This is a genomic window from Streptomyces sp. NPDC088733, from assembly GCF_044751185.1.
GTDB lineage: Bacteria > Actinomycetota > Actinomycetes > Streptomycetales > Streptomycetaceae > Actinacidiphila.
The window spans coordinates 42,817-69,043 of sequence record NZ_JBIVLH010000007.1 but is presented as its reverse complement, the minus strand read 5'-3'; the positions used below and the strand labels follow the sequence as shown (position 1 = coordinate 69,043).

The window sequence follows — 26,227 nt, the reverse complement described above, 5'->3', positions numbered from 1 at the left end:
CGGAAGGAAAGCACGTCATGCGCATCGTGGTTGTGGGAGCGGGCGGAGTCGGAGGCTACTTCGGCGCCCGGTTGGCCGAGGCGGGCCACGAGGTCACCTTCGTGGCGCGCGGCCGGCACCTGGCGGCCGTACGGGAACGGGGGGCGCTGCTGGTGCGCAGCCCGCTGGGGGACGTCCGGGTCGACGCCGGGCACTTCGCCGAGTCGCCGGCCGACGTGCACGAGGCCGATGTCGTCCTGGTCGCCGTGAAGCTGTGGGACACCGAGGACGTCGCGGCCGGGCTGCGCCATCTCACCGACCGCGGGGCCCGTGTGCTCTCCCTCCAGAACGGCGTGGAGAAGGACACGGTGCTGCGCCGCCACCTGCCGGACGACGCCGTGTGGGGCGGTGTCTGCTACATCGCGGCGGTCATCGAGGAGCCCGGCGTCGTCGTGCACCGCGGGACGCTGCAGCGGATCGTCCTCGGCGCCTACGAAGGGCGGCCGGCGGACGGCGTGGCCGAGTTCCAGCAGGCGTGCGTGAAGGCCGGCATCGACGCCGAGATCGGCGCGGACATCGCGCGGACGGTCTGGGAGAAGTACGTGTTCCTCACCGGGCTGTCCGCGACGACCACCGCCGTGCGGCAGCCGATCGGCGTCATCCGCCGCAACCCCGGCTCCCGCGAGCTGCTGCGCGAGGTGATGGCCGAGGCCGTCGCCGTCGGACGTGCCGCGGGCGTGGACCTCGACGAGGGGTTCGCCGACGCGCAGATGGCCGCCGTCGACAGCCTCCCGGCCGGCATGACCTCGTCCATGGCCCACGACCTGGAGCGCGGCAACCGGCTCGAAGTGCCCTGGCTCAGCGGCGGAGTCGTCTCCCTGGGACAGCGGCTCGGCGTGCCCACGCCGCGCAACCGGACGGTTGCCGACATCCTCGCCCCGTACGAACTCGGCCGCCCGGCGGCCCCGGACGCCTGACCCCGGCCGGCGGGCGGGATGTGTGCCGAAAGCCCCCGCCCCGGCCACCGCTGGGAGGTGGCCCAGGCACGGGACTCCCGCAGCCTTCGGACGAGGGAGTCGACACATCGTGCGAGGGAGCCGGCCACGCCGGCCACGGGACGACTCTCCCCCAGGTGCGATCCACCGCACCTGGGGGAGCCGTGCCGGGCGTGTCAGCCGGCGATCCGGACGGGCAGCTCGTACAGGTCGTTCTGGGTCACGACCGGCTTGTTGCGCAGCTCCGCGGCCGGGACCGCCAGGGACAGGCCGGGGAAGCGCGCGAACAGGGCCGGGAGGGCCACGCCCGCCTCCAGGCGGGACAGAGCCGCGCCGGGGCAGACGTGCGGGCCGTGGCCGAAGGCGATGTGCCGGATCGGCTCCCGCGTGATGTCGAACTCGCCCGCGGTCGGCCCGTGCTGGGCCTCGTCGCCGCCGATGGCCGCGTACGAGACGATCAGTGCCTCGCCCTTGGCGATGACCTTGTCGCCGACCGGGACGTCCTCGGTGGCGAAGCGGATCAGCACGTGCGAGGTCGGCGTGGAGTGCCGGAGCGTTTCCTCCACCACGGCCTCCCAGGCCACCTTGCCCGCCAGGACGAGCGCGAGCTGGTCCGGGTGGGTCAGCAGGTTGACCACCGCGTTCACGATCAGCGAGATGGTCGTCTCGTGACCGGCGGCGATCATCAGCTGCAGGGTGCTCTGGATCTCCGCGTCGGTGAGGTGGTCGCCGTCCTCGGAGGCCGCGATCAGGGCGCTCGTCAGGTCGTCGCCCGGCTCGGCGCGGCGGGCCGCGACCGTGCCGCCCATCATCTCCGCGAGCTCGCCCAGGGTGGCGAGCACCTCCTCGGGCGGGGTCTGGGTCGAGAAGAACTTCTCGAACAGCACCTTCAGCCTCGGCAGGTGCGCCTCGTCGATGCCCATCAGCTCCTGCACCACGTACATCGGCAGCGGGTACGCGAACTCGGCCTTGAGGTCGATCACTTCGGCGTCCTCGGCGGCCTTCGCCACCCGGTCCAGCAGACCCGCCGTCAGCTCCTCGATGCGCTCGCGCATGAGCTCCACCCGGCGGGGGGTCAGCGCCTGGGCCACCAGCGCGCGCAGTCGGCGGTGGTCCGCGCCGTCCACCGTCAGCATGGAGCGGCCCGGGTTGGCCAGGCCGATCAGCGCCCAGTCGGCCGGTATCTCACCGCGGGTGAACGCGTCCCAGTGGGCGATGTCCTTCACCAGCCGCGGGTCGGTGAGCAGCGCCCGCGCCTCCGCGTGGTGCGTGACGGCCCACACGGGTACGCCGCCGGGCAGTTCGACCGCCGCGAGCGGGCCCGCGTCGCGCAGCAGCGCGCTCTCCGCGGCCAGATCCTGGACCAGGGGGTCGAGCACGATGCGCGCGCCGTCGAGGGCGCTCGCTCCGGTGACGGGGCATTTCATGGACGTTCTCCAAGAGCCGGAGTGGGAGTGAAGCGCACGGGGAGTTCGGTCATTCCCCGCAGCCAGGGGGACGCACGCCGCACCAGGGTCTCCGGAGCGACGGCGAGATCGATGTCGGGCAGCCGGTCGAGCAGCACCTCGATCCCGGTCCGGGCGATCACCTCGGCGATCTCCTGGGCGGGGAACGGGCAGCGGTGCTCGCCGTGCCCGAAGGAGAAGAAGGCGCTGTTCCCGTGGGTCGGGCCGCCCGCCTCCAGATGCACCTGGGGGTCCGCGTTGGCCGCCGCGAAGCCGAGGATCAGCAGGTCGCCGGAGCGGATCTGGCGCCCGCCCACCCGGGTATCGCGCGTGGCCCACCGCCCGGCGATGTTCTGCGTGGGCGTGTCCTCCCACAGCACCTCGTTCATCGCCTGGCCCACGCTGTGCCGGCCGCCGGAGAACGACGCGGCGAAGCGGTCGTCGGTCAGCATCAGCCGCAGCGAGTTGCCGATCCAGTCCGCGGTCGGCTGGTGGCCCGCGACGGTCATCACCATCATGTCCTGCACGATCTCCTCGTCCGAGAAGTCGTACCGGTCGGCGAGCATGCGGGAGACGACGTCGGGGCCGGGCCGCCCCTTCTTCAGCTCCAGCAGCCCGGTCATGGCGGTGAAGACATGGGTCTGCCCGGCGATGGCGTCCTCGGTGCTGTCGACCAGGTCGTTGATCGCCTTGACCAGCGCCGGGCCCTGCTCGTCGGTGAAGCCGTAGAGGCGGGCCAGCACACGCACCGGCAGCAGCGTGGCGAACTCGCCCAGCAGGTCCGCCCGGCCGCGGCCGCAGAAGGAGTCGATGAGCCGGTCCGCGTACCGCTCGGCGGTGCGCCGCAGTTCGAACGGGTCGACCGCCTCCATGGCGTGGCTCATCATCGCGGCGCGCTGCCGGTGCCGTTCGCCGACCGTGTAGAGGATCGACGGCTGCTTGCGGCCGATCATCGGCAGCAGCGGCCAGTCGTCCGGGATGCGGTCCCACTGGTTCCACACGTCCGAGTCGCGGCTGAACAGCACCGCGTCGTTGGTGACGTGCAGCAGCTCGCGGTAGCCCAGCACCAGCCAGGCGGGCACGTCGCCGTCGAGCAGGACGGGGGCGACCGCGCCGTGGTCGCGCCGCATCTCCCGGTACAGCTGGGCGGGTTCGACGTGGAAGCGCGGTCCGCTGAAGGGCACGGCGCCCGCGAACGCGTCCTCGGTGGTCGATGGCTCGGTGGTCACGGTGCGGTCGTCTCCCGGGCGCGCGGGCTGGCTGCGGACAGGGTGTGCAGATGCCGGACGAGCGTGATCAGCACGTCCTTGGAGGACTGGCGCGAGCGCGCGTCGCACTCGATCAGCGGGATGCCGTCCGCGAGCGACAGCGCGTCCCGTACCTGCTCCTCGGTGTGCCGCGGGCCGCCGAAGTCGTTGCGGGCCACCACGAAGGGCGTCCCGTGGTGCTCCAGGCGGTCGATCGCGTACCAGGAGTCGTCCAGCCGGCGGGTGTCGACCAGGACGACGGCCCCGAGGGTGCCGCTGAACAGCCGGTCCCACAGGAACCAGAAGCGCTGCTGGCCGGGCGCGCCGAACAGGTACAGCACATTGCGGCGGTCCAGGCTGATCCGCCCGAAGTCGAAGGCCACGGTCGTGGAGGTCTTCGCCTGGACACCGGCGAGGTCGTCCACGGCCTCGCCCGCCTGCGTCATCGTCTCCTCGGTGTTCAGCGGGCGGATCTCGCTGACCGAGCGGACCATGGTCGTCTTGCCCACGCCGAACCCGCCCGTGATCACGATCTTCAGCCCGTTGTCGGCGGTGGCGCTGAGCGGCCGCCGGAACGGCGGACTGTGGTCAGAGGTTGCGTAGTCCAACGAGCACCTGCTCCAGGATCTCGGGGTCCGGCAGTTGGGCCGCCGTACGGACGGTTCGGGGGTGGCGGGCGCTGATCCTGCCGGTCTCCAGCAGATCGCCGAGCAGGACCTTGGTGATGCCGACCGGCAGCGCGAGGTCGGCGGCGAGTTCCACCACCGCCGTCGGCTGCCGGCAGACGCGCAGGATCAGCTGGTGCTCCGACTGCATCCCGGGCGCGGGATCGCACTCGGCGACCACCAGTGTCACCAGGTCGAACACGTCCGACTCGGGACGGCTGCGTCCTCCGGTGAGGGTGTAGAGCCGGTCCGGATCGTCGTCCCGGCCCGGGCGAGGGGTCATCCGAGGTCGCCGTCCGCGCCGGCCTCACGGGGCGGTGCGCTCAGGTGCTCCCCGAGCTGCTCGACCAGTTCGCTCATGTTGTGGCCGATCACGCCGACGTCGGAGTCCTCGCGGGCGACGACGGCCAGGTGGGCGCCGTCCCCGGCCTCCACGATGAAGAGGATGCCGCCGTAGAACTCGGCCATGGCCTGCCGGACGCCGCCGCTGCCGTCGCCGAACTCGACGGACGCGCCCTGCGACAGGCTTTGGATGCCGGCGGAGATCGCCGCGAGCTGGTCCGCCTGGTCCACGGAGAGTTCGGGGGTGCGGCACAGCTTGAGTCCGTCACGGGACAGGACCAGGGCGTGGCGGGCCCCGGGTGTCCGCTCGAGCAGGTTCTCCAGCAGCCAGTTGAGTCTCTCGTCGGTGCTGGTGCTGCTGCCGTGGGTGCTGCCGGCTGCGGTTGCGGTCATCAGGAATCGCTTTCTGGGTCCGTCGCGGTCTGCTGGTGGGGGGCCGCGGAGGGGGCTGATGCGGGGGAGGGCTTGCGCTTGAGGGCTCCCCGGAAGGTGCTGAAGCGGGCGGCGCGGGCCGCCGGCGTGTCGTCGTCGCGGGGGGCGGAGCGGCGGGTGACGACGGACGGTTCGGCGTGACGGGCGGCGGCCAGGGTGCGGCCGCGGCGGCGCTTGGGCAGGCCGCTCTCCCCGAACTCGGTGGGGTCGGCAGCCGTTTCGGTATCCGTGGCGGGCTCCGGCGCTGCCTCACCGGCATTCGCGCGCGAGGGCAGGTCCTCGGGGTCCGGGCGCGGCGCGACGGGCAGCGGGTCGGGGAGCAGGATCTCGGCGGAGTCGGCGTCCGCGGTGCCGCCGGGGCGCGGACGGGTGATCAGTTCCTGGGGGATCATCACCACGACGCCGGTGCCGCCGCGCGCCGAGGGCCGGAACGACACCTTCAGTCTGTGCTTGCGGGCGAGCCGACCGACGACCACGAGCCCGAGGCGCGTGCCGGACAGGCCCGTGAGGTGGTCCCAGCCGTTCGCCGCGACCGCGCCCTCGGCGCGGCGCAGCGCGACCTCGCCCATGACCAGTCCGCTGTCCTCGATGGTGATGACCGCGCCCGCGGGCACCTCCTCGACGTACACGTGGACCTCGGCGGTCGGCGGCGAGAAGTTGGCGGCGTTGTCCATGAGTTCGGCCAGGGCGTGCATCACGCCCTCGGCCGCGTGCCCGACGATCGCCACCTCGCTGCTGGAGTGCAGCCGCACGCGCTGGTAGCCGCTGATACGGCCCATCGCGCCGCGCAGGATCGACTCCATGCGGATCGGCTTGGCCCACCGGCGTCCCGAACGCGCGCCCGCCAGCACGGCGATGCTGTCGGCGAGCCGGCCGGCCTGCGCCGTGCGGTGGTCGAGGTGGAGGAGGTCGCCGAGGACTGCCGGGTCGCTGTGCCGGTGCTCCATCTCCCGCAGGTCGGCCAGCATGCTGGTGGTCAGTGCCTGCATGCGGCCCGCGGCGTTGGATCCGGCGGACATGGCCGCGGCGCGGCGCGACTCGCTGGTGGCCAGTTCCTCGGCGACCAGGGCCAGGGTCCGGCGCCGGGCCTCGTCCAGGGGCACGTCCACCGCGGCGAGGGCGGAGGCGGCGGAGTCGCCGTGCGTCAGCCGGTCGATCAGGGCGGGCAGCACCTCGTCGGCGAACCGGGCGGTGTCCGCTTCCTCTTGGGCGAGGTGCTCGCCCAGACGTCGCGCGCGCCAGGAGGACGTCGCCGCCACGACGGCCGCCGCCGCGAGGAGGACGACTCCTGCCGTGGCGCCGACCGCGGCGGGCACGCGCGCACCGTCGGCGGCGGACACCAGCCAGACTCCCGCCGATCCGGTGACGACCACCGGGGCGGCGACGGTCCGGGCCAGGTAGGGGAGCGGCGGACGCGGCGGCTCTGGCGCTGCTGCGTCGCGCGAACGCCCGGACCACAGGCGGGTGGGCGGGGTGTGCGCTGTCATGGATCGGTGACCTCGGGGCCGTGCGGACGGACGGTGCGGATCGGACGCGAAAGGAGGTAAAGGAGGTGAAGGGGGCAAGGGGGTAAAGGAGGTGATGTCACAAAAGAACACGCGTCCCGTCCGGCGGGGCCGGGGGCGCGTGAACTCCGGGTCACTATATGCGAGTTCCTGACCGTGGTTGATCGGTCTCGCGGTTACTTCTGTTCGCCGATGAGGTTTCGTGGCGGCATCGCGGTCGTGACCTGCTACGACGTCAGCGGGAGGCGCTGTCCAGGGCCGGGTTCGGCATGCGGCGGGGCGGTGAACCGGATGTCCGCGGTGATTACTCGTGTCCGGGGTGCTCCGAGATGTCCGGCGCAAGAGCGCATGGGGTGGTTCGCGTCATCGCGCTATTGACGGGTCCTTTCTTGGAGTGCGGTCGAGGGTGCGCTTTTGTTAAAACTTCGTACATCCGGGTCGACACGCGTAGATGAATGAGGCCAAATGGTGCATACGGCTTCCCGGAAACCCCATCGGCGCTGTTGCGGTCCTCTTGTGAGCGGTCTGTGAGCGGTGGTACGTTCGCGGACGTCAGCGGGGAGTGTGGGCGGAAATGCAGAAAAGGCAATCTGTCGACCAGGTGCAGGAAACGTCCGACGGACCCGGACCGGGTGCGTCATTCGATTCCGGGGAATTCAGTCCGAGGTTTCTCATGTTGGGGCCGGTTCGGATAGCGGACGGCGGCGACGTCATCGCACTTCAGCCGTCGAAACCCGCCAACCTCCTTGCCGCCCTTCTTTTACACCCCAATTCCACGGTGTCCGCGGACTTTCTCCAGCGCGTGGTGTGGGGGGAGGAGCGATCCGGCGGCGCCAAGTCCGCGCTGCACACCTGCGTGCAGCGGCTGCGGCAGCTGTTCGCCCGCTACGGCGTCGCGAGCCGGCTCATCGAGGCCGTCCCCGGCGGCTACCGCATCACCGCGGACGCCACGACGCTCGACCTCATCGCCTTCCGTGATCTGCTGCGCAGCGCCGACGCCGCGGCCGACCCGGAACAGGAGCTGCGCACCCTGCGGGCCGCGCTCGCCCTGTGGCAGGGGCCGCTGCTGGCCAACATCCACTCCGAGATCCTGCAGCGCGAGGTCGTGCCGCGGCTCACCGAGGAGCGGCTGCGCGCGATGGAGCGGGTCTTCGACCTCGAAGTCGCCCTCGGGCGCAGCCGCCAGGTGCTCGCCGAGCTGTGGCCCGCGGCCCGCTCGCACCCCGCCCACGAGCCGTTCTGGGTGCAGCTGGTGGCGGCCCTGCACCGCACGGGCCGCCGCGCGGACGCGCTGCGCGAGTACGGGGTGGTCAAGCGCTACCTGCGCACGGAGCTCGGGGTCGACCCCGGCCCCGCGCTGCAACGGCTGGAGCTCGCGGTGCTGCGGGGCGACGACCTCACGGCCGGTGCGCCCGGCGGCCGCGCCCTCCCGGCGGCCCGCGCCAATGGTCGAGACCATTTCCCCGCTCGTCCCGAATCCGGTGCCAAGGCCGGTGGCGCGGGAAAGTCCTTTCTGGCCGGCGGTGCGGCGCAGGTCCTCGAAACACTCGTCGGCGCGGGGCTGCTCGAAGAGGGCCCCGAAGGCCAGTACCGAATGCACGACTCACTGCGCATCCTCGCCAGGGGCGCACTCGAAATGCGTTCCGAGGCCACCGGCCCCGATATGTCCCCCGGCACGACCTGACCGGATTCCGGACGGTTTCCCCGACCGGCCCGGGAATCCGTGTGTCCCCATGACCGCGCCCCTGCAAGGGAGTAATACGGCATGACCGCTGCGTACGAGGAAGTCGCGCACTCGTATCCCCGTATCCGTCGTGATGTTCTTTTCACCGAGACGCCCGCCGGGGTGGTATTCCACAATGCCCACGGAGGCTTCAATCTCCAGGGCAGATCGGCCTACCGGTTCGCGTCGCTGATCGTGCCCCACCTCGACGGCACGCACCGCGTCGAGGAGATGTGCGCCGGCCTGGGCGACCAGCAGCGCGCCATGGTCGGCGAGCTGGTGGGCGCCCTGTACGGACGGGGCTTCGCCCGTGACGTCACGCCCGGCAGCGACGGCCTGGACCAGCTGGCGCCCGAGGTCGCGCGGCGCTTCGCCCCCCAGATCGACTACATCGACCACTATGCGGGGGAGGCGGGCGGCCGGTTCCGCCGCTTCCGTGAGACCCGCGTCGCGGTGCTCGGCGACGACGACGTCGCGCAGTGGTGCGCGCTGAGCCTGGTCCGCAACGGCTGCGCAGCGATCGCCGTACCCGCGGCCACGGGTGACGACCCGTTCGCCGCCGCCGTCGACGAGGCGGGCGCCCTGGCCGCCGACGGGTGCCCCGTCGGGATCGCCCGCAAGGACCTCGGGCCCGGAGCCGGGTGGGCGGACCTCGCCGGGTACGACGTGGTCGTCACCACGGGCGGCCCGCGCACCGTGCTCGGTCTGCTGGAGGCGGGCGTCCCCGAGGGCGTACGGCTGCTGCCCGCCTGGACGTTCGGCGGCCAGGCGGTGGCCGGCCCCGTCATGACCTCGGCCACGGCGGGCTGCTGGGCGTGCGCGGCGCTGCGGCTGGGCGCCAACGGCGACGCCGGTGCCGCGGCCGACCTCTGGAGCGGCGCGAGCCTGGGCGAGAGCGGCCGGTCCGCCACCGCCGGTGTGTCCGGGCCGCCCGCGGCCATGCTCGGCAACCTCCTGGCGTACGAGGTGTTCCGGCAGGTCACCGGTGTGCTCGCGCCGGAGGCCGAGGGCCGCGTCGTCCTCCAGGACCTCGACTCCCTCGACGTCGTCACCGAGCCCCTGCTGCCGCATCCGCGCTGCCCCTTCTGCCGGGACGACGAGGACGGCCGACCGGAACCCGCGCCCGTCGACATGGACGTCGATCTGACGGTACGTCAAGGTGGCGGCGAGGTCGCCCCCGACGCCGACGCCGACGCGGCGATGGCCGCCTTGGACGCCCGGTCGGTGCTCACCCACCCCCGCGCCGGTGTGCTCGCCGCCTTCGCCGACGACGCGTGGGAGCAGACGCCCCTCAAGGTCGGCACGGTACGGCTCGGCATAGGCCACCGAGGGCCGCGCGAGATCACCGCCTTCGACGTGCACCACGTCGCCGGGGCCCGGCTGCGGGCCCTGCACCTCGCCGCCGCGACCTACGCCGAGCACGTGGTGCCGCCGGCGGGCGCTGTACGCGGCGCCGCCCTGGAGGCCGCGCGGGAGAAGTGGCCGCTGCTCGCCCCCGCCACTCTGGACGTGGCCTCGGGCACCGGCGCCGGTGCCGGGCAGGTCCGCACCTGGCTGCCCGCGACCTCGCCGGCCTCGGGGCGCACCGCCCTGGTCCCGGCCGGCGCGGTGCGCACCTTCGGCCCCGACAACCACGACCGGATGTTCCAGCCCACGTCCGCCGGTTCGGCCGCCGCCGGGTCCCCGTCCGAGGCCGCCGCGCTCGGCCTGTACTCGGCGCTGACGCTGCACACCCTGGTCCTCGCGCTGCGCGGCCGCACGGCCGTCACCCTGCTCCCGGCCGGCCGGGAGGGCGAGGACCGCGAACTGGTCTTCCTTCGCCGGTCGGCCGTGAACCTGGGCCTGGCCGCCGAACTCCTGGACCTCGGCGGTGCCGACGCGCCCGCGCCGGTGCTGCTCGCCCGCGCGGAGGACCCGCACACCGGGCGGACGCTCTGGGCGACCGGCGCCGGACCCTTGCGCCGCGGGGCCGCCGTCGCCGCGCTGCGCGACCTGCTCGGACTGGTCCAGCTGGGCCGCGAGTCCGCGTCCGCCGCGCTCCCCGACACCGGCGACCCGCTGCTGGGCGACCTCGACCCGATGACCCTCGCCGTCACCGGGGAGGCCGGGCTGCCCGTACGCGAGCAGGAGCCGGGCACGGGCGTTCTCGCCCGACTGGCCGGTCACGGCCTGGACGCCTTTGTCGTGGAGACCGGTTCGGCCGACCTGCGGGCCGGCGGCGTGCACGTCGCCCGGGTCCTGCTCGCGCACGGGGCCGTGGATGCGTAACGACACGGCGCCGCGGCCCGCCGCCCCGCGGGGAGCGTCCGACGCCGGCGCCGACGCGCCGGCGGTGGAGGCGCTGTTCACCCGCAGCCTGCGCCGCCACCTCGGCGGTGGCGCGAAGGTGCGCGTCGCGGTGCTCGGCCTGCGCGACGAGCAGGCCGCGGCCACCGGCCCCGCCGACGGAGCCCCCGCCGAGGGGGCCGCCGCCGTCCATCTCTACGGGCACCACGCCCTCGTCGGCCCCGCTCCCGCGGACCGGCGGGCGGCGCGGACGCCGTGCCCGCGCTGCCTGGCCCGCCGCTGGCAGGCCGTGCGGCCCGGCACCCTGCGCGACGCCCTCGAACTGGGCTCCGGCACCCGGGCGACGGGGGAGTGGCCCTTCACCACCGCCTTCGCCGTCGACGCGGTCGCCGCCCTGGCCGCGGCGGCCGGTGAACGCGCCCCGGAACAGGGCCGGTTCGGGGCCGTCCACCTCCTCGACCTGGAGAGCCTCCAGGTCAACCGGGCCGTCCTCGTCCCCGACGCGGAGTGCCCGCACTGCGACCGCCGGGTCCCCGACACCGCCGAGGCGGCCACCGTCACCGTGGCCAGCGTCCCCAAGGCGGACCCGGCCGGCTTCCGCGGCAGGCGCATCGACGACTACGACCTCCCGCTGGAGGCCTTCGTCAACCCCGTCACCGGCATGCTCGGCCCCTCCGTCGCCCCGGACCTCACCTCCGCGTCGACCGCCTCCACGGTGGGCTCGTTCACCCTGCGCTCGGGCAGCTACCTGCGCGAGTCCTACTGGGGCGGCCACACCGGCAGTTACGGACGCAGCGTCCGCGTCGGCGTGCTGGAGGGCATGGAACGCTTCGCCGGCATGCGCGCCCGCGGCAAGCGCACCACCGTCGTCGCGTCCCTGGCCGAACTCGGCGACGACGCCCTGGACCCGCGCACCTGCGGCGTGTACTCCGACGCCTTCTACCGGCACCAGGACCTGGTCCGGCCCTTCGACCCGGACCGGCCCCACCCCTGGGTGTGGGGGTACTCGCTCCGCGACCGGCGGCCGCTGCTCGTCCCGGAAGTGCTCGCGTACTACCACGCACCCGGAGGGCTGGAGAACCGCTTTGTCCAGGAGAGCTCCAACGGCTGCGCCTCGGGCGGCAGTCTGGAGGAGGCCGTCCTGTTCGGGCTCATGGAGGCCGTCGAACGCGACGCCTTCCTCATCGCCTGGTATGCCGGCCTCCCCCTGCCCGAGATCGACCCCGCCACCAGCACCCGGCCTGCGACCCGGCACATGGTCGAACGGCTCGCGATGTACGGCTACCGGGCCCGGTTCTTCGACACCCGGATCACCTTCCCGGTCCCGGTCGTCACCGCCGTCGCCCAGCGCGCCGACGGCGGCACGGGCACCTTGTGTTTCGGCGCGGGCGCCTCCTGGGACCCCGAGGCGGCCCTGGCCGCGGGGCTCGCCGAGATCGCCACCGACGCCGTCAAGCTCCAGCGGCGCACCGAACGCGAGCGGGACCGGCTGGAGGCGATGGCCGCCGACTTCGGTTCCGTCCACGTCCTGCACGACCACCCGCTGCTGTACGGGCTGCCCTCCATGGCCCGGCACGCGGACTTCCTGCTGGACCCGCGGGACGGGCCCGCGGGACCGCCGCCGCGCCCCGTCGCCGCCCTGGCCACCGGCCGCCCGCCCGCCGCCGACCTGCGCGAGGACCTCGACGCCGCCGTGGCGGCCGTCACCGCGCACGGCTTCGACGTCGTCGTGGTGGACCAGACGATGCCCGAGCAGCGCGACGCCGGACTGCACACGGCCGCCGTCCTGGTGCCCGGCCTGATCCCCATCGACTTCGGCTGGCACCGCCAGCGCGCACTGCACATGCCCCGGCTGCGCACCGCCCCGCACACCGCAGGCCTCACCGGCCACGTCCTGCGGGACGAGGAACTCAACCTCGCCCCGCACCCCTTCCCGTGAACCAGCCGCCCACCCGGCGCGGCCGACGCCGCCACAGACAGACCACGGACAGAGAGGAACGGACATGGGGGACACCCATGAGTACGCGACCGCGGTGATGCGGCGCGGCCGGGTCGCGATGGAGCCCGCCGACTTCGTGCCCGACTGGGCGGACCGCCCCCGGAAGGAGAAGTTCTACCCCGGGGCCGAGCGCTTCCCGCTGCCCGACGGCGACTTCCCCGAGGACGCCGGCGTCGGCCGCGGCCTGACCGGTCCGCCCGGCGACGCACCCTTCACCCTGCCGCTGCTCGGCGGCATGCTCCGGGACTCCTACGGGCTGGTCGGCCGCCGCCTCGCCGTGCAGGCCAACACCGACCTGGGAACGCTGCCGATGTACACCCAGGCCAACTGGTCGCGCGGTACGGCCTCGGGCGGCGGCCTCTACCCCGTGGGCGTGCACTGGGTCTCCGGTGCCTCGGGCCCGCTGACCCCCGGCGTCCACCACTACTCGCCGCAGCACCACGCCGTGCAGCGGCTGCTGACCGGGGACGTCACCGGGGAGGTCAGGGCGGCGATCGGCGACGCCGGACTGCACCGGGACGCCGACCAGTTCCTCGTCCTCGGCGTCAAGTTCTGGCAGAACGCGTTCAAGTACAACAGCTTCGCCTACCACGTGGTGACGATGGACCTCGGCGCGCTGCTCCAGACCTGGAGCATGTGGGCGCGGGCCCGCGGCCTGCGGATCGACCCCGTCCTGTGGTTCGACGAGCCGCGGCTGGGCCGGCTGCTCGGCGCGGACGCGGACGACGAGGGCGTCTTCGCGGTCGTGCCGCTGCGCTGGGAGGGCGCCGTCCCCGCCCGCGACGGCATCCCGTCCGCCTCCCGCACCGCCGGTGTCCACCGCGCCGAGCAGGAGCGGTCCCGCCGGGTCATCGCCTTCGACACCGTGCGCACGGTGCACCGCGCCACCACCCGCCACGCGGCGGAGCGCCCCGCGCCCGGCGCGCTGGCGGAAGCCGCCGCCCCCGCGGTGCCCTCCGGCGGCGAACGGGTACCGCTGCCGCCCGCGGCGCCCATGGACCTGAGCGTCCGCCGCGCCCTGCGCTCCCGGCGCAGCAGCTTCGGGCGGTTCACCGGCCTGCGGCCGCTGTCGGCCGCCCACCTCACCGCCGCCCTGCGGGCCGCCGCGGCCGGAACGGAACTCACCACGGACGCCACCCCGCCCGGCGGGCCCCGGCTCGCGTCGCTGTACGTCTTCGTCAACCACGTCGAGGGCGTGCCTCAGGGCACCTACGCCTTCGACCCCGACACGGACGAACTGCGCCTGATCAAACCGGGCGCACCCGGGCCCTTCCTCCAGGCGCACTACTTCCTCAACAACTACAACCTGGAGCAGGCCGCCGCCGCCGTCGTCCCCGCGATCCGCACCCACCACGTGCTCGACGCCGTCGGCGAGCGCGGCTACCGGCTGGTCAGCGCCGCCATCGGGGCGGCCGCGCAGGCCGTCTACACCGCCGCGGCCGCCTCCGGCACCGCGTGCGGCGTGGCGCTCGGCTTCGACAGCGTGGCCTTCGCCGAGGAACTGGGCCTGACCGGGACGGGCGAACTGCCCCTGCTGCTGATGCTGGTGGGCAACGAGCGGCCGCGCCCGGCCGACTTCCACTACGACCTCGCCCACGACCCCGCGCAGCGCACTCAGCGCCCGACTCAGGAGGACGAGGGCCGGTGACCACCTCGCTCACCCCGCCGGGGCTCGTGCCCGCCGCGGCGCTCTCCCCGCGCTTCATGATGCGCCTGGCCGGCCTGCCCGTGGAGGCGGCCGAAGCGCTGCGCAGCCCTGCCGCCCGCGGCTGGGCCGACGAGGTGCTGGCCGAGGAGGCCCGCCTGCGGGAACTCGGCGCGCGCCTCAGCGACCCGCTCGCCGCGGTCGTCGACGGCAACGAGGACGAGGTCATGCGCCGCGAGGTGCTGCGCCTGCGGCGCGCCGTGTTCAACAACCGGCTCCCGCAGGACGTGCCCGCCGCGCTCGGCCTCGCCGCCCGCCTCGACGGTCCCGCGGGCCGCGACCTGGCCGACTGGCTGCATGAGCGCCGGAACCTGGCCGAACTGCACGCCAAGGGGCCCGGGTTGCTGGCGGAGGAGTTCGCCCGCGGGCGCGACGCACTGCGCGGACTCGCCGGCTCCGACCAGTTGCGCCTGGGCCTGCTGCTGGCCTCCCCGACGCTCGACGGGCAGCTCGACGCGTACATCCGGGGCGACGCGTCCGCGTCCGGCAAACGCGGCCGCAAGATCGAGCGGTCGCTGCTCGCCTACCTGTACCGCACGGCCTGCAAGACCAGCCCCTTCAGCACCTTCACCGGCGTCGCGCTCGGCGCGTTCGGGCCGGAGGCGGACCCTTCGGGCGGCATCGAGGTCGCCGAGCGCTGGACCGGGCACGCCCGCCTCAACGTCGTCGTCCTGCGCCGCATCGCCGAGGCCGTCGCGGCCGACCCCGAACGGCGCGGCGACCTGCTCGTCGGCCCGGCCTCGGGCTGGGAACTGGACGACGAACGGGTGCGCTTCGTCCGCCGGTCGGTGACCGCCGGCGACGACAGCGCCCCCGTCAGCTTCGACGCCGCCCGCGACCGGCTGTTCTTCCTGCGCCGCAGCGGCGCGCTCGAAGGGCTGCTCGCCCTGCTGCGCGAGCGGCCCCGGCTGCGCCACCGGGACCTCACGTCCTGGCTGACCACCGAGCGCGACGCCAGTCAGGAGGACGCCGAGCGCTACCTGTCGGCACTGCTGCAACTGGGCATGGTGCAGCTCGACGGCCTCTACCCCGACGTGCACAGCCCCGACCCGGTGCGGGCGTTCCAGGCCGCGCTGCGCGATGTCGGCCGCCCCTGGGCGCTGGACGTCGCCGCCCGCCTGGACGGCGTGGCCGCGGCCGTCGACGCCTACGCCGCCGCGCCGCTCGCCCGCCGCCGCGAACTGCTGGCGGGTCTCAGGCGGGACCTGCCCGCGCTCGTGGAGTCCCTCGGCGCTTCCGGCACGACCCTGCCGCAGACGCTGCTGTACGAGGACGCGCGAGCCGGCGCGGAACCCGTGACCGCCGACGCGCGCACCTGGACCGAGCTCGCCGCCGGCCCGCTGCGGTCGCTGGCGCGCATCCTGCCCGCCTTCGACGTCTCCCTGGCGCAGCGGCTCACGTTCAAGGGCTTCTTCCTGGCCCGTTACGGCAGCGGGGGCCGCTGCGACGACCTGCTGCGCCTCGTCCACGACTTCCACGAGGACCTCTTCGAGCAGTACCTGCTGTTCACCTCGCAACGCGGCCCGCACGACCCCGCGCAGGGCCACGCCCCGGAGGAGAACTGGCTCGGGCTGCCCCAGATCGCCGCCCTGGACCGGGCCCGCGCCGCCTTCGTGACCCGGATGCGCGCGCTGTGGCAGGACCTTCCACCGGGCGCGGGGGAACTGCGGCTGGACGAGGTGTTCGTGGCGGAGGTCGCGGCCGAACTCCTGCCGCTCGCCGAGGGCTTCGCCGCGCAGAGCCACTTCCTCCAGCTCGCCGCCCGGGAGGAGGACCCCCTCGTCGTCCTCAACGGCTCCTACGGCGGCCTCTGCTTCCCCTTCACCCGCTTCACCCACTGCTTCGACACCGCGGGCGACACCCCGGGACTGTCGGCGGCACTTCTGGCGGACCTGCGCGCGGCGCAGCCGGAGGGCGCGGTCTTCGCGGAGATCACCGCGGGCTCGGCGACCACGAACCTCAATCTCCACGGACGCATGACGGACTATCAGATCCTGTGTCCCGGCGAGACCGGCTCCGCCCCGCCCGAGCAGCGCATCCACCTGGACGACCTGTACGTGGAGCACGACGCCGCCGAGGACCGCCTCGTCGTGCGCTCCCGGCGGCTCGGCAAGGAGGTCCTCCCGCTCTACCTCGGCTACCTGGTGCCCATGGTGCTCCCGGAGATCCCCCGCACCCTGCTGCTGCTCTCCCCGACCTCCAAGACCGCCCTCGACGTGTGGACCGGCGTGCCCGAGGCGCCCGCCACCGGCGGGGTCACCGCCCGGCCCCGCGTACGGCACGGGTCCGTGGTGCTCAGCCGGCGCAGCTGGACCGCCGAGGCCGCAGCCCTGCCCGTCCGGCCCGCTGGGCAGGACGACTCCGGCTGGTTCCTGGCCTGGCAGCGCTGGCGGCGCGAACACGGCCTCCCCGCCCGGGTGTTCGCCACCGTGCACGCCCCGCGGGGCGCGGCGGGCGGCGGCTGGGCGGGCGGCGGCTCCAAGCCGCACTACGTCGACTTCGACAGCCCCCTGAGCCTGGTCGCCCTGGAGGGCCTGCTCAAGGAGCGCGCCGGACGCGTCGTCCTGGAGGAGATGCTGCCGGCGGAGGACGACCTCCACGTCCGCACCGCCCGCGGCCGGCACGTCGCCGAACTCGCCGTCGAGATGTTCCCCGCCGCCCCGGCACACCCCGTACCCGACGAGGAAGGACACGGTGAGCGGTCATGACCTCACCCGCGCAGACAGGTGCCGCCGCCACCGGGGCCGCCCCCGGCGAATGGCAGGCACTGCACGTCTTCTACGCCGCCAGCCCGCGCCCGCTGCTGCTGGACTGCGTCCGGCCGCTGGTCGCCGGACTCGAGTCCGAGGGGCTGCTGTCGGGGTGGTTCTTCATCAACTACTGGCTCCAGGGACCGCACGTGCGGCTGCGCCTGAAGCCGTCCTCCGAGGCCGTCGCCGAAGAGGTCGGCGAGCGCGCGCTGCGGGCCGTCCAGGACTTCCTCGCCACCCGCCCGGCCCTGTACGAGGTCAAGGCGGGCTTCCTCGCCGACCTGTACAACCAGCTGTTCGAGCTGGAGTACCCGCGCGAGCAGCGCGACCGGCTGGTCGGCCCGGACGGGCGGATGCTCCTGCGGGACAACAACTCCGCCGGCGTGGAGCCCTACGAGCCGGAGTACGGCAAGTACGGCGGCCCGGCGGGCGTCGCGCTCGCCGAATGGCACTTCCAGCGCTCCAGCGAGCTGGTGGTCGAGGCCCTGCGCACGATGAACCTGCATGTGCGCACCGTCCTGCTGGGCACGGCCGCGCAGCTCATGATGGTCATGTCGGCCTCCTTCCTGGCGGACGACGAGGAGCTGGCGCACTTCCTGGAGCGCTACCACGCCTTCTGGGACGGCGCGTTCTCCGAGACCGAGTTCACCGCCCGCAGGGGCTACGACCGCGCCTTCGGCGACATGGGCAGCGAACTCGGCCGCCGGTTCGCCGGGGTCCGGTCCGCCGTCGCCGCCGGCGCCGAGGACGAACTCCCCGGCTTCCTGCGCGGCTGGGCGCGGCACTGCCGTGAACTGGCGGACCGGGTGCGGGAGCTGGCCGCCGGTGGCGAGCTGGTCTTCCGGTCCTGGAGCGGCGACGAGGAGTTCGGGGTCACCGAGCCGGGCCGGGCGCTGGCGATGCTCATGTCCCCATACATGCACATGACCAACAACCGGCTCTCGGTCACCATTCGCGACGAGGCGTTCCTCGCCTACGTGCTCGCCCGCGCCCTGCGCGAGGGCACCGGCACGCCCGAGGGGGAGCGGTGACCGCACCGCCGGACCTGCCCGACCTGCTCGGGCTGCGGCCGCGGCGGCGGCCCGACCTGCTGATCGGGCCGTCCGTGCTGCGCGGCACGACGCCCGTCCACCCCCTCAAGGACCCGGTCGGCGGCCGCCGGTTCGAGCTGCGGCACAAGGAGTTCTTCGTCCTGTCCCGGCTCGACGGCGAACAGACCCTCGGCGCCATCGGCGAGGCCTACGCCCACGAGTTCGGCGCCCGCCTCGACGACGCCCGCTGGCAGCAGATCCTCGGGCTCTTCGGCGCGCGCCGGTTGCTGGACGGCGGCCCGCTCCCGGAACCGGCCGCGCCCGCCCCCGCCCCGCGCGTGCAGGACGGCAGGTCCACGCTGCTCAACGGCCATGTGCGCATGGCGTCCGACGCCGGCGCGCTCATCGAGACCCTGCACCGGCGCACCGCCTTCGCCCGCACCCCGGCCTTCCTGGGCACACTGCTGGTCCTGGTCCTCGGCATGCTCGTCCACCTGTCCGTGCGCCTGGGCACCCTCGTCCACGACGTGACCCAACTCGCTCAGCGCCCCGTGCTGCTGATGGCGGTCGGCGTCGTGCTGTGGGTGAGCCTGGCCCTGCACGAGCTCGCGCACGGCCTGGTGGGGCGGGCCTTCGGCGGCACCGTCGCGGAGATCGGGCTGCGCTGGCGGCTGCCCGTCACCTATCTGTACTGCCTCGTGCAGGACGTGGCGTTCTTCGCCAGGCGCCGCCACCAGGTGGCGACCGCCGCCGCGGGACCCGCGGCCAACCTTGTCTTCCTGCTGCCGTTCTGGCCGCTGTGGGCCTGGGCGCCGGACGACGGCCCCACCCACTACGCCCTCGGCGGGACGCTGCTCCTCGGCGTCGCGGTGGCGCTGGCCAACCTCGTCCCGCTGCCCCCGCTCGACGGCTACAAGCTGCTCGGCTACGCCCTCGGCATCGGGCAACTGGCCGCCGGCAGCCGCACCTTCCTCGCCCAGGCCGTGGCCGGACGGTTCGGTCGCGGGCCGGGCACGAACGCCTACCCGCGCCGGGCCCGGGCGGCCTACACGCTCTACGGACTGCTGGCCGGAGCCCTCACCACCGGCACGGCCGCGGCCGTCCTGGCCGCCGCCGGACGGTGGCTGGCCGACCGGTACGGTGCCCTGGCCGGCGCGGCCCCCGTGCTCCTCCTCGTGGCCGCCGCCGTGCTCCGGCGGCTCGGCCTGGCCGCCCGCGCCAGGCGTACCGCGCACACCTCCCAGGACGGGGAGCCGACGGCACCGGACGCCGCCGCGCCCCCCGGCACCAGCACCACCCCCTCCGGCGACGACCCCCACACGGCACACACAGCAAGGGAACGGCAGATGACGGCAGTGGACACGGCCCCCGAGGCCGTGGTGATCGACGACGTGCACAAACGCTACGGCCCAATCCAGGCCGTGGACGGGGTGTCGTTCACCGTGCACCGCGGCGAGTTCTTCGGCATCCTCGGGCCGAACGGCGCGGGGAAGACCACCCTCATCGAGATGGTCGAGGGACTGCGCCGCGCCGACAGCGGCACCGTCTCGGTCCTCGGTGCCTCCCCGTGGCCGCGCAACACCGCGCTGCTGCGGCGCCTGGGCGTCCAGACCCAGGCCTCCGCGTTCTTCACCCGGCTCACCGCCCTGGAGCACCTGGAGACCGTCGCCGTCCTCTACGGCCTCGGCCCCGAGGCCGCCGTCCGCGCCCTGGACCTGGTGGGCCTGTCCGCGCAGCCCCGCACCCGCGTCGACAACCTCTCCGGGGGCCAGCGCCAGCGGCTCGCCATCGCCACCGCGCTCGTCCACGACCCCGAACTCATCATGCTGGACGAGCCCACCGCCGCCCTCGACCCCGAGGCCCGCCGCTCGCTGTGGACCGTGCTGCGCGAGCTGAAGCGCGAGGGACGCACCATCGTCCACACCACCCACCACCTGGACGAGGCCGAGGCGCTCTGCGACCGTGTCGCGATCATGTCGGCCGGCAAGGTCATCGCGCTCGACACGCCCGCCAACCTGGTCCGCTCCCTGAAGGCCCCCACGCGGGTCCTGGTCCCCGCCGACCGCATCACCGTCGAACGCGCCCGCGCCATCGAGGGCGTGGACCGCGCCGAGGTCGAGGGCGGCGAGGTGGTCATGGAGACCCGCGTGGCCGGACAGGTCATCGTCGCCGTGAACGACATCGCGGGACCGGACGCGGTGCAGACCCGCACCGCGACCCTTGAGGACGCCTACCTCGCCCTGACCGGATCGGAGCACTGACCGTGAGCGCGTACGCAGCACTGACCAAGGCCAACTACCGCGCCTACGTCAGGGACCAGACCACCGTCTTCTTCACCTTCGCCTTCCCGCTGATCTTCCTCGTCGTGTTCGGGCTGATCTTCAAGGGCCAGACCGTCGAGGACGGCGGCCCCCCGTACATCAACTACATCGCGCCCGGCGTGCTGTCCTGGGGCGTCGGCAACGCGGCCATGTTCGGCGTGGCGTTCACGATGATGCACTGGCGCCGCGACGACATCCTCCGGCTGATCTGGCGCACGCCCACCTCGCTGCCGTCCGTGCTGGCCTCCCGCTACGCCATCGCCATCGGCGTGGGCCTGGTGCAGGCCGCGCTGTTCGTCGGCGTCGCCCTGCTGCCGCTGTTCGGGCTGAAACTCGCCTCCGGTTGGCCGCTGGTGATCCCGGTGCTGGTCCTCGGCATCACCACGTTCATGGCGCTGGGACTGGTCGTCGGCAGCCTCGCCAACACGCCCGAGGCCGTCGCCGCCATCGCCAACTGCATCATGGTGCCGATGGCGTTCCTGTCCGGGTCGTTCTACCCCAGCGACCTGATGCCCGGCTGGCTGCGGGACATCGCGCTCGCCCTGCCGCTGCGCTACTTCAACGACGGCATCCTGGGCGTGCTCTCGCAGACCCACCACGGCAGCGCCTCCGACCTCGGCCTCGCCTGCGCCGGACTCGTCGGCTTCGCCGTCCTGTTCGCGCTCGTCGCGGCCCGGATCTTCCGCTGGAGCAACCGGGGATGACCGCCGAACCCGCCGCCGCGCCCGCGGCCCCGCCGCCGGACCTGCCCGGCACGCCCACCGACACCGCGGCCCGCGCCCTGCGGGACGCCCTCGCCGCCCGCCTGCCCGCGGCCGTCCCGGACGTGGTGCCGCTCGGCGCCGTCGACACCCTCAACCCCGGCCGCGACCCCCACGGGGACCGCCGGCCCGGCGCCCGCGTCCACCTCGCCCACGACGCCGTCCTCATCGGCCCGTTCGGCGGCACCGACCCCGCCGAGGACGCCTGCGGACAGTGCCTGGCGATGCGCTGGCAGCGGCTGCGCACCCGCTCCGAGCGCGAGGCCTGGGAGACCGGCACCTCCGCGGGCGCGGCGGGGCGGTGGCCGGTGCTGCCGGAGTACGTCGTCGACGCCGTGGCGTCCCTGTACGCCGCCGCGTCAGCCCGCCGCGCCGACGGGCCCCTGCCCCGCGTCGTCCGGCTCGACCTGGCCACCCTCCAGGTCGCGGCGGTGCCGCTGCTGCGCGAACCGCTGTGCCCGCACTGCGCCCCGGCCGACGAGGCGGTGCCGGCGCCGATCGGCACCGTCCCCCGCCCCAAGCCCGCGCCGGACGCCTACCGCCTGCGCTCCCCGCGCTCGTACGAACTCCCCGCCCAGGCCCTCGCCAACCCGGTCTGCGGTGTGCTCGGCGCCGCGACCTGGACCGACGTCAAGTCCCCGACCACCGCGCCGGTCGCGGGCAGCGTCTTCATGCGCGGCTACGCGGGCCTGACCGACGTCACCTGGAGCGGCCAGGCCAACTCCTTCCGGGCCAGCCGCGACCTGGCCTTCCTGGAGGGCCTGGAACGCTACGCGGGCACCCACCGCCGGCGCCGCGCGCCACTCATCACCGCCGCCTGGGACACCCTCGGGGACCGCGCCCTCGACCCGCGCGAGTGCGGCCTGTACGCGCCGGAGACCTACCGCGACGACCCTCTGCTCAGCCCGTTCGCCCCCGACCGGCCGATCCCCTGGGTGGAGGGCTGGTCGCTGCGCGACGAACGGCCCGTCCTCGTCCCGGCCCGCCTGGTGCACTACAGCGCGGGCCTGGCCGCCGACAACTTCGTTTTCGAGTGCTCCAACGGCTGCGCCATCGGCAGCTGCCTGGAGGAGGCGATCCTGTTCGGGCTGCTCGAACTCATCGAGCGCGACGCCTTCCTGCTCGGATGGTACGGCAACGCGCCGCTGACCGAGATCGACCTCGGGTCGCTCGCCCGCGGCACGACCCGCGCCATGGTCGACCGGGCGGCGCTCCAGGGCTACGACGTGCACGTCTTCGACAACCGCGTCGACCTGCCGGTGCCGGTCGCCACCGGACTTGCGGTCCGCCGCGACGGCGGCCCCGGCACCCTGGCGTTCGCCGCGGGTGCCGCCTTCGACCCGGAGACGGCCGTGGAGTCCGCCGTCTCCGAGATCCTCACCTACATCCCGCACCTGCCCGGGCAGGTCCGCGAACGCCCGGACGAACTGGCCGCCATGGCAGAGGACTTCAGCCTCGTGCGCCGGCTGCCCGACCACGCGGCGCTGTTCGGGCTGCCCGATATGGCCCGGCATGCCGCGAGCTACCTCGAACCGGCCGCCGTACGGCCGCTGCGGGAGCTGCACACCGAATGGGAGCGGATGCGCCCGCGCACCGGCGACCTCCGCGACGACGTCGCGCTGTGCCGGGACCTGCTCGCCGGGGCGGGCTTCGACGTCATCGCCGTCGACCAGACCACACCCGAACAGGCGCGCATGGGCCTGCGGACGGTGTGCACGCTGGTGCCCGGCCTGCTGCCGATCGACTTCGGCTGGTCCCGGCAACGCGCCCTGCGCATGCCCCGGTTGCGTACGGCCTTCCGCCGGGCCGGGCTGCGGGAGACCGACCTCGCCGGCGCCGAACTGCGCCGCGTGCCGCACCCGTTCCCCTGATCGCCGGGGCGGGCACGGCGAAGCCCCCTGCCCGGCGGCGCGAACCGCCGGGCAGGGGGCCGAGGGCCGGGTCAGGCCGTGCAGCTGGTGGTGCTGGTGGTGCTGCTGCAGGTGCTGGTGCTGCTGCAGCTGGTGGACGAGCCCAGCATGACCTCGCTGGCGTCGGAGTAGTCGGTGATCTCGAAGGTCTCGGACTCGAGCTCCAGGATCTCGTCGGCAAGCGACGCGAGGGACTTCGGCTGCGGCGACATGGTGGTCCTCCTCAACGTGAACGTGGCGGGAGCGGCGGCCCAGGCCCGGGTGGGACGAGCGAACACCCGTGCGCTGTACCGGAGTCATTTCTAACGACCCCCACTGGCAGATCCGCCCACGTCCCGCTGTCACCTCGCTGTCAGGTCCCTTCAGCTCTACGTCTTCCTCAAGGAGCCCGGCGTGCACCCCACCGCCCCCGCCACCACCGCGGTCCTCGACGGCCTGCCCGGCGTGCTGCGCGCGGCCGTCGAGGACCATCTCGACATCCACCGCCACCCCGAGCTCTCCGGCGCCGAGGAGCGCACGGCGGCCCGCGTCGCCGCCCGCCTGACCGCCGCCGGCTACGAGACCGCCGGCGGCGTCGGCGGGCACGGCGTGGTGGGCCTGCTGCGCAACCGCCCCGGACCCGTGGTCATGCTCCGCGCCGAACTCGACGCGCTGCCCGTGCAGGAGAGCACCGGCCTCGCATGGGCCAGCGAGCGCCCCGGCGTCATGCACGCCTGCGGCCACGACCTGCACCTCGCCTGCCTGACGGGCACCGCGGACCTGCTGGCGGGCGCCGCGGCCCACTGGTCGGGCACGCTCATGGTCGTCGGCCAGCCCGCCGAGGAGACCCTGAGCGGCGCCCGCGCCCTGCTGGAGGACGGCCTGTACGAGCGGTTCGCCACCCCCGACGCCGTGCTCGCCCAGCACGCCGCGCCCCTGCCGGCCGGGATGGCCGCCCACGCCCCCGCGCACGGGCCGGTGCTGGCGGGCAGCCGCCTGCTGGAGGTGGTCGTGCACGGCTCCGGCGGGCACGCGGCCGCCCCGCATCTGGCGGTGGACCCGGTCGTCGCCGCCGCGGCGATCGTGCTGCGGCTGCAGACCGTGGTGTCCCGGGAGACCGCACCGGCCGAGCAGGTCGTGCTCACCGTCGGCTCCCTGCACGCCGGCGTCCGGGGCAACATCGTCCCGGACCGCGCGACGCTGGAGGTCTCGGTGCGGGCCTTCACCGATGCCGCCCTCGACCGCGTGGAGTCCGCCGTGCGGCGCATCGCCACCGCCGAGTGCGCGGCCTCTTGGTGCCCGCGCGAGCCGTCGGTCCGGGTGCTGGCCCAGTCGCCTCCCACCGTCCCGGACGCCGGGGCCGCGGAGACGGTGCGCCGCGCCCACGAACAGGCCCTCGGCGAACGGCGCGTGGCGCTGTGGCCCGCGTCGACGGCCACCGAGGACTTCCCGCTGTTCGGACCCGCCGGGGCCGCTCTGCACGGCGTCCCCGGTATCCGGACCGCCTACTGGATGTTCGGCTGCACCGGCCCCCGCCAGTGGGCGGGGACCCCCGGGGGCAGCGCCGCCGAGAAGATGGCGGCGCTGCCCCCGAACCACGCCCCGGACTTCCGCACCGACCCGCGGCTGGCCGTCCCCGCGGGCATCACCGCCCTGACGGCGGCCGCCCTGGCGTTCCTCGGCCCCGGGGTCACGCCGCGCTGATGGTCTTCTGCTCGACGTACTGGCCGAGGCCCGCGGCACCGAACTCGCGTCCGATGCCGCTGGTCTTGTAGCCGCCGAACGGACCGTCGAAGCCGCCGAAACCGCCGTTGACGGAGAACGTCCCGGTGCGGATGCGCCGCGCCACGGCGAGCCCGCGCTCGGTGTCCGCCGTCCACACCCCGCCGCTGAGGCCGTACGGGGAGTCGTTGGCGATGCGCACCGCGTCGTCCTCGTCGTCGAAGGGGATCACGACCAGGACCGGGCCGAAGATCTCCTCCTGCGCGATGCGCATGGAGTTGTCGACGTCCGCGAAGAGCGTGGGCCGCACGTAGTAGCCGTCCTCCAGGCCCTCCGGCATGCCGGGGCCGCCGGTCACCAGGCGGGCGCCCTCCTCAATCCCGAGGTCGATGTACGACCGCACGCGCGCCTGCTGGTCGGCGCGGACCATCGGGCCGAGATAGGTGGCCGGGTCGGAGGGGTCGCCGACGGTGATGCCCTCCATCATCGACGCCACCGCCGCGACGACCTCCTCGTACCGCGAGCGCGGCGCGAGGATGCGGGTGTGGGCGATGCAGGCCTCGCCGTTGTTGCCGAACGAGGCCGACTTCAGCCCCTCGGCGACGGTGGCGAGGTCCGCGTCCTCCAGGACGACGGCCGCGGACTTGCCGCCCAGTTCCAGGCTGACGCGCTTGAGCTGCTCGCCGGCGACGGAGGCGATCGCGCGGCCGGCCGCGGTGGAGCCGGTGAACGCGATCTTGTCCACGCCGGGGTGCGCGACCAGGTACGCGCTGGTCTCGCGCCCGGCGGGCAGGATGCTCAGCACGCCCTCGGGCAGCCCGGCCTCCGTGAACAGCTCGCCGAGCACCAGGGCGTCCACCGCGGTCTCGGGCGCGGCCTTGAGGATCACGGTGCACCCCGCGAGCAGCGCCGGGACGACCTTCGCCAGCGCCGACTGGTGCGGCGCGTTCCACGGGATGACCGCGGCGACGACGCCGACTGCCTCGCGCCGCACCAGGGTGCGGCCGGCGCCGGCGGAGGGCAGTTCCTCCTCCCAGCCGAACGCCTCCGAGGCCCGCAGGTACGCGGCCGTCTGCTCGGCGATGCCGCCGTTGTGCAGCCAGTGGGTGAACCACAGGGGCGAGCCGTTCTCGGCGGTGACGAGCGCGGCCAGCTCCTCGCCGCGCGCGGTGTGCAGTTCGTTGAAGCGGCTGATCACCGCGCGGCGCTCGGCGGGCGTCGTCAGCGGCCAGGGCCCGTGGTCGAAGGCCTCGCGGGCGGCGGCCACGGCCCGGTCGACATCGGCGGGGACGGCCTCGGGGACGACGCCGACCAGGCGCCCGTCGTGCGGCGAGCGGACCTCGATGGTGCCGTCGCCGGCGGGGGCGGTCCAGCGGCCGCCGATGAACAGCCGGTCGAAGGAGGTGGCGGACGGGGTTGCGGTCATGGGA

At 74.2% G+C, this 26,227-nt stretch carries 19 protein-coding genes; 11 read left to right on the top strand and 8 right to left on the bottom strand.

The features are described 5' to 3' along the window. The first annotated feature begins 17 nt into the window (after positions 1 to 17). Complete coding sequence (locus tag ACIP64_RS14795; RefSeq protein WP_401585796.1) at positions 18 to 956, top strand: ketopantoate reductase family protein; 939 nt, start codon at positions 18 to 20, stop codon at positions 954 to 956. 194 nt (positions 957 to 1,150) lie between these two features. Here the strand turns inward: ACIP64_RS14795 and ACIP64_RS14790 are convergent, their stop codons facing one another. Genes ACIP64_RS14790 through ACIP64_RS14765 form a run of 6 tightly spaced genes read right to left on the bottom strand, consistent with a single transcriptional unit; the run spans position 1,151 to position 6,592 of the window. After that, a complete protein-coding gene (locus ACIP64_RS14790; RefSeq protein ID WP_401585793.1) occupies positions 1,151 to 2,401 on the bottom strand; it encodes a cytochrome P450 in 1,251 nt (416 codons plus the stop codon). Beyond that, the gene (locus ACIP64_RS14785) at positions 2,398 to 3,648 is read right to left on the bottom strand and encodes a cytochrome P450 (protein WP_401585790.1); all 1,251 of its coding nucleotides are present in this window, start codon (positions 3,646 to 3,648) and stop codon (positions 2,398 to 2,400) included. Before ACIP64_RS14785 ends, ACIP64_RS14790 begins: the two co-directional genes overlap by 4 nt. Then, the gene (locus ACIP64_RS14780) at positions 3,645 to 4,274 is read right to left on the bottom strand and encodes a GTP-binding protein (protein WP_401585787.1); all 630 of its coding nucleotides are present in this window, start codon (positions 4,272 to 4,274) and stop codon (positions 3,645 to 3,647) included. The genes ACIP64_RS14785 and ACIP64_RS14780 overlap by 4 nt, the downstream gene beginning before the upstream one ends. Then, the gene (locus ACIP64_RS14775) at positions 4,255 to 4,614 is read right to left on the bottom strand and encodes a DUF742 domain-containing protein (protein ID WP_360908523.1); all 360 of its coding nucleotides are present in this window, start codon (positions 4,612 to 4,614) and stop codon (positions 4,255 to 4,257) included. The genes ACIP64_RS14780 and ACIP64_RS14775 overlap by 20 nt, the downstream gene beginning before the upstream one ends. Beyond that, positions 4,611 to 5,066, bottom strand: a complete 456-nt coding sequence (locus tag ACIP64_RS14770; RefSeq protein ID WP_360908525.1) for a roadblock/LC7 domain-containing protein — start codon at positions 5,064 to 5,066, stop codon at positions 4,611 to 4,613. The genes ACIP64_RS14775 and ACIP64_RS14770 overlap by 4 nt, the downstream gene beginning before the upstream one ends. Beyond that, entirely contained in the window at positions 5,066 to 6,592 is a 1,527-nt protein-coding gene (locus tag ACIP64_RS14765; protein ID WP_401585784.1) for a sensor histidine kinase, read from the bottom strand. Before ACIP64_RS14765 ends, ACIP64_RS14770 begins: the two co-directional genes overlap by 1 nt. Positions 6,593 to 7,388: 796 nt before the next feature. Between ACIP64_RS14765 and ACIP64_RS14760 the strand changes: the two genes are divergently transcribed. The 9 genes from ACIP64_RS14760 (at position 7,389) to ACIP64_RS14720 (ending at position 23,057) form a co-directional block, all read left to right on the top strand. Further along, positions 7,389 to 8,294: a BTAD domain-containing putative transcriptional regulator gene (locus ACIP64_RS14760; RefSeq protein ID WP_401585782.1), complete on the top strand. Its 906-nt coding sequence runs from the start codon at positions 7,389 to 7,391 to the stop codon at positions 8,292 to 8,294. Between the two features lie 81 nt (positions 8,295 to 8,375). After that, on the top strand, positions 8,376 to 10,601 hold the full coding sequence (locus ACIP64_RS14755) for a TOMM precursor leader peptide-binding protein (RefSeq protein WP_401585779.1): 2,226 nt from the start codon (positions 8,376 to 8,378) through the stop codon (positions 10,599 to 10,601). Beyond that, positions 10,594 to 12,558 carry a TOMM precursor leader peptide-binding protein gene (locus tag ACIP64_RS14750; protein WP_401585777.1) on the top strand — a complete coding sequence of 655 codons (1,965 nt, stop codon included), beginning with the start codon at positions 10,594 to 10,596 and terminating at the stop codon, positions 12,556 to 12,558. The genes ACIP64_RS14755 and ACIP64_RS14750 overlap by 8 nt, the downstream gene beginning before the upstream one ends. Before the next feature lie 64 nt (positions 12,559 to 12,622). After that, a complete protein-coding gene (locus ACIP64_RS14745; RefSeq protein ID WP_401585774.1) occupies positions 12,623 to 14,266 on the top strand; it encodes a nitroreductase family protein in 1,644 nt (547 codons plus the stop codon). After that, a complete protein-coding gene (locus ACIP64_RS14740; protein WP_401585771.1) occupies positions 14,263 to 17,031 on the top strand; it encodes a lantibiotic dehydratase in 2,769 nt (922 codons plus the stop codon). Before ACIP64_RS14745 ends, ACIP64_RS14740 begins: the two co-directional genes overlap by 4 nt. Beyond that, positions 17,028 to 18,104 carry a lantibiotic dehydratase C-terminal domain-containing protein gene (locus tag ACIP64_RS14735; protein ID WP_401585768.1) on the top strand — a complete coding sequence of 359 codons (1,077 nt, stop codon included), beginning with the start codon at positions 17,028 to 17,030 and terminating at the stop codon, positions 18,102 to 18,104. The genes ACIP64_RS14740 and ACIP64_RS14735 overlap by 4 nt, the downstream gene beginning before the upstream one ends. 1,346 nt (positions 18,105 to 19,450) lie before the next feature. After that, positions 19,451 to 20,365 (top strand): ABC transporter ATP-binding protein, encoded by a 915-nt coding sequence (locus ACIP64_RS14730; RefSeq protein ID WP_401586500.1) that lies wholly within the window; start codon positions 19,451 to 19,453, stop codon positions 20,363 to 20,365. A gap of 2 nt (positions 20,366 to 20,367) precedes the next feature. After that, positions 20,368 to 21,129, top strand: a complete 762-nt coding sequence (locus ACIP64_RS14725; RefSeq protein ID WP_401585766.1) for an ABC transporter permease — start codon at positions 20,368 to 20,370, stop codon at positions 21,127 to 21,129. Next, on the top strand, positions 21,126 to 23,057 hold the full coding sequence (locus ACIP64_RS14720; protein WP_401585763.1) for a TOMM precursor leader peptide-binding protein: 1,932 nt from the start codon (positions 21,126 to 21,128) through the stop codon (positions 23,055 to 23,057). Before ACIP64_RS14725 ends, ACIP64_RS14720 begins: the two co-directional genes overlap by 4 nt. Positions 23,058 to 23,128: 71 nt before the next feature. Here the strand turns inward: ACIP64_RS14720 and ACIP64_RS14715 are convergent, their stop codons facing one another. Next, positions 23,129 to 23,308: a thiazolylpeptide-type bacteriocin gene (locus ACIP64_RS14715; protein WP_319659509.1), complete on the bottom strand. Its 180-nt coding sequence runs from the start codon at positions 23,306 to 23,308 to the stop codon at positions 23,129 to 23,131. Between the two features lie 181 nt (positions 23,309 to 23,489). On the opposite strand from ACIP64_RS14715, the gene ACIP64_RS14710 reads away from it, so the two are divergent. Next, positions 23,490 to 24,779, top strand: coding sequence for an amidohydrolase (locus tag ACIP64_RS14710; protein ID WP_401585760.1), 1,290 nt, complete (start codon positions 23,490 to 23,492; stop codon positions 24,777 to 24,779). On the opposite strand, the gene ACIP64_RS14705 is transcribed toward ACIP64_RS14710, so the two are convergent. After that, positions 24,766 to 26,223: an aldehyde dehydrogenase gene (locus tag ACIP64_RS14705; RefSeq protein ID WP_401585757.1), complete on the bottom strand. Its 1,458-nt coding sequence runs from the start codon at positions 26,221 to 26,223 to the stop codon at positions 24,766 to 24,768. The genes ACIP64_RS14710 and ACIP64_RS14705 overlap by 14 nt on opposite strands. Between the last annotated feature and the right edge of the window lie 4 nt (positions 26,224 to 26,227).

What these genes read in the sequence shown, in the direction of transcription:
- ACIP64_RS14795 (WP_401585796.1), top strand. Translation starts at nt 18, where the DNA reads ATGCGCATCGTGGTTGTGGGAGCGGGCGGAGTCGGAGGCTACTTCGGC.
- ACIP64_RS14790 (WP_401585793.1), bottom strand. Translation starts at nt 2,401, where the DNA reads ATGAAATGCCCCGTCACCGGAGCGAGCGCCCTCGACGGCGCGCGCATC.
- ACIP64_RS14775 (WP_360908523.1), bottom strand. Translation starts at nt 4,614, where the DNA reads ATGACCCCTCGCCCGGGCCGGGACGACGATCCGGACCGGCTCTACACC.
- ACIP64_RS14770 (WP_360908525.1), bottom strand. Translation starts at nt 5,066, where the DNA reads ATGACCGCAACCGCAGCCGGCAGCACCCACGGCAGCAGCACCAGCACC.
- ACIP64_RS14765 (WP_401585784.1), bottom strand. Translation starts at nt 6,592, where the DNA reads ATGACAGCGCACACCCCGCCCACCCGCCTGTGGTCCGGGCGTTCGCGC.
- ACIP64_RS14755 (WP_401585779.1), top strand. Translation starts at nt 8,376, where the DNA reads ATGACCGCTGCGTACGAGGAAGTCGCGCACTCGTATCCCCGTATCCGT.
- ACIP64_RS14750 (WP_401585777.1), top strand. Translation starts at nt 10,594, where the DNA reads ATGCGTAACGACACGGCGCCGCGGCCCGCCGCCCCGCGGGGAGCGTCC.
- ACIP64_RS14745 (WP_401585774.1), top strand. Translation starts at nt 12,623, where the DNA reads ATGGGGGACACCCATGAGTACGCGACCGCGGTGATGCGGCGCGGCCGG.
- ACIP64_RS14735 (WP_401585768.1), top strand. Translation starts at nt 17,028, where the DNA reads ATGACCTCACCCGCGCAGACAGGTGCCGCCGCCACCGGGGCCGCCCCC.
- ACIP64_RS14730 (WP_401586500.1), top strand. Translation starts at nt 19,451, where the DNA reads ATGACGGCAGTGGACACGGCCCCCGAGGCCGTGGTGATCGACGACGTG.
- ACIP64_RS14720 (WP_401585763.1), top strand. Translation starts at nt 21,126, where the DNA reads ATGACCGCCGAACCCGCCGCCGCGCCCGCGGCCCCGCCGCCGGACCTG.
- ACIP64_RS14715 (WP_319659509.1), bottom strand. Translation starts at nt 23,308, where the DNA reads ATGTCGCCGCAGCCGAAGTCCCTCGCGTCGCTTGCCGACGAGATCCTG.
- ACIP64_RS14705 (WP_401585757.1), bottom strand. Translation starts at nt 26,223, where the DNA reads ATGACCGCAACCCCGTCCGCCACCTCCTTCGACCGGCTGTTCATCGGC.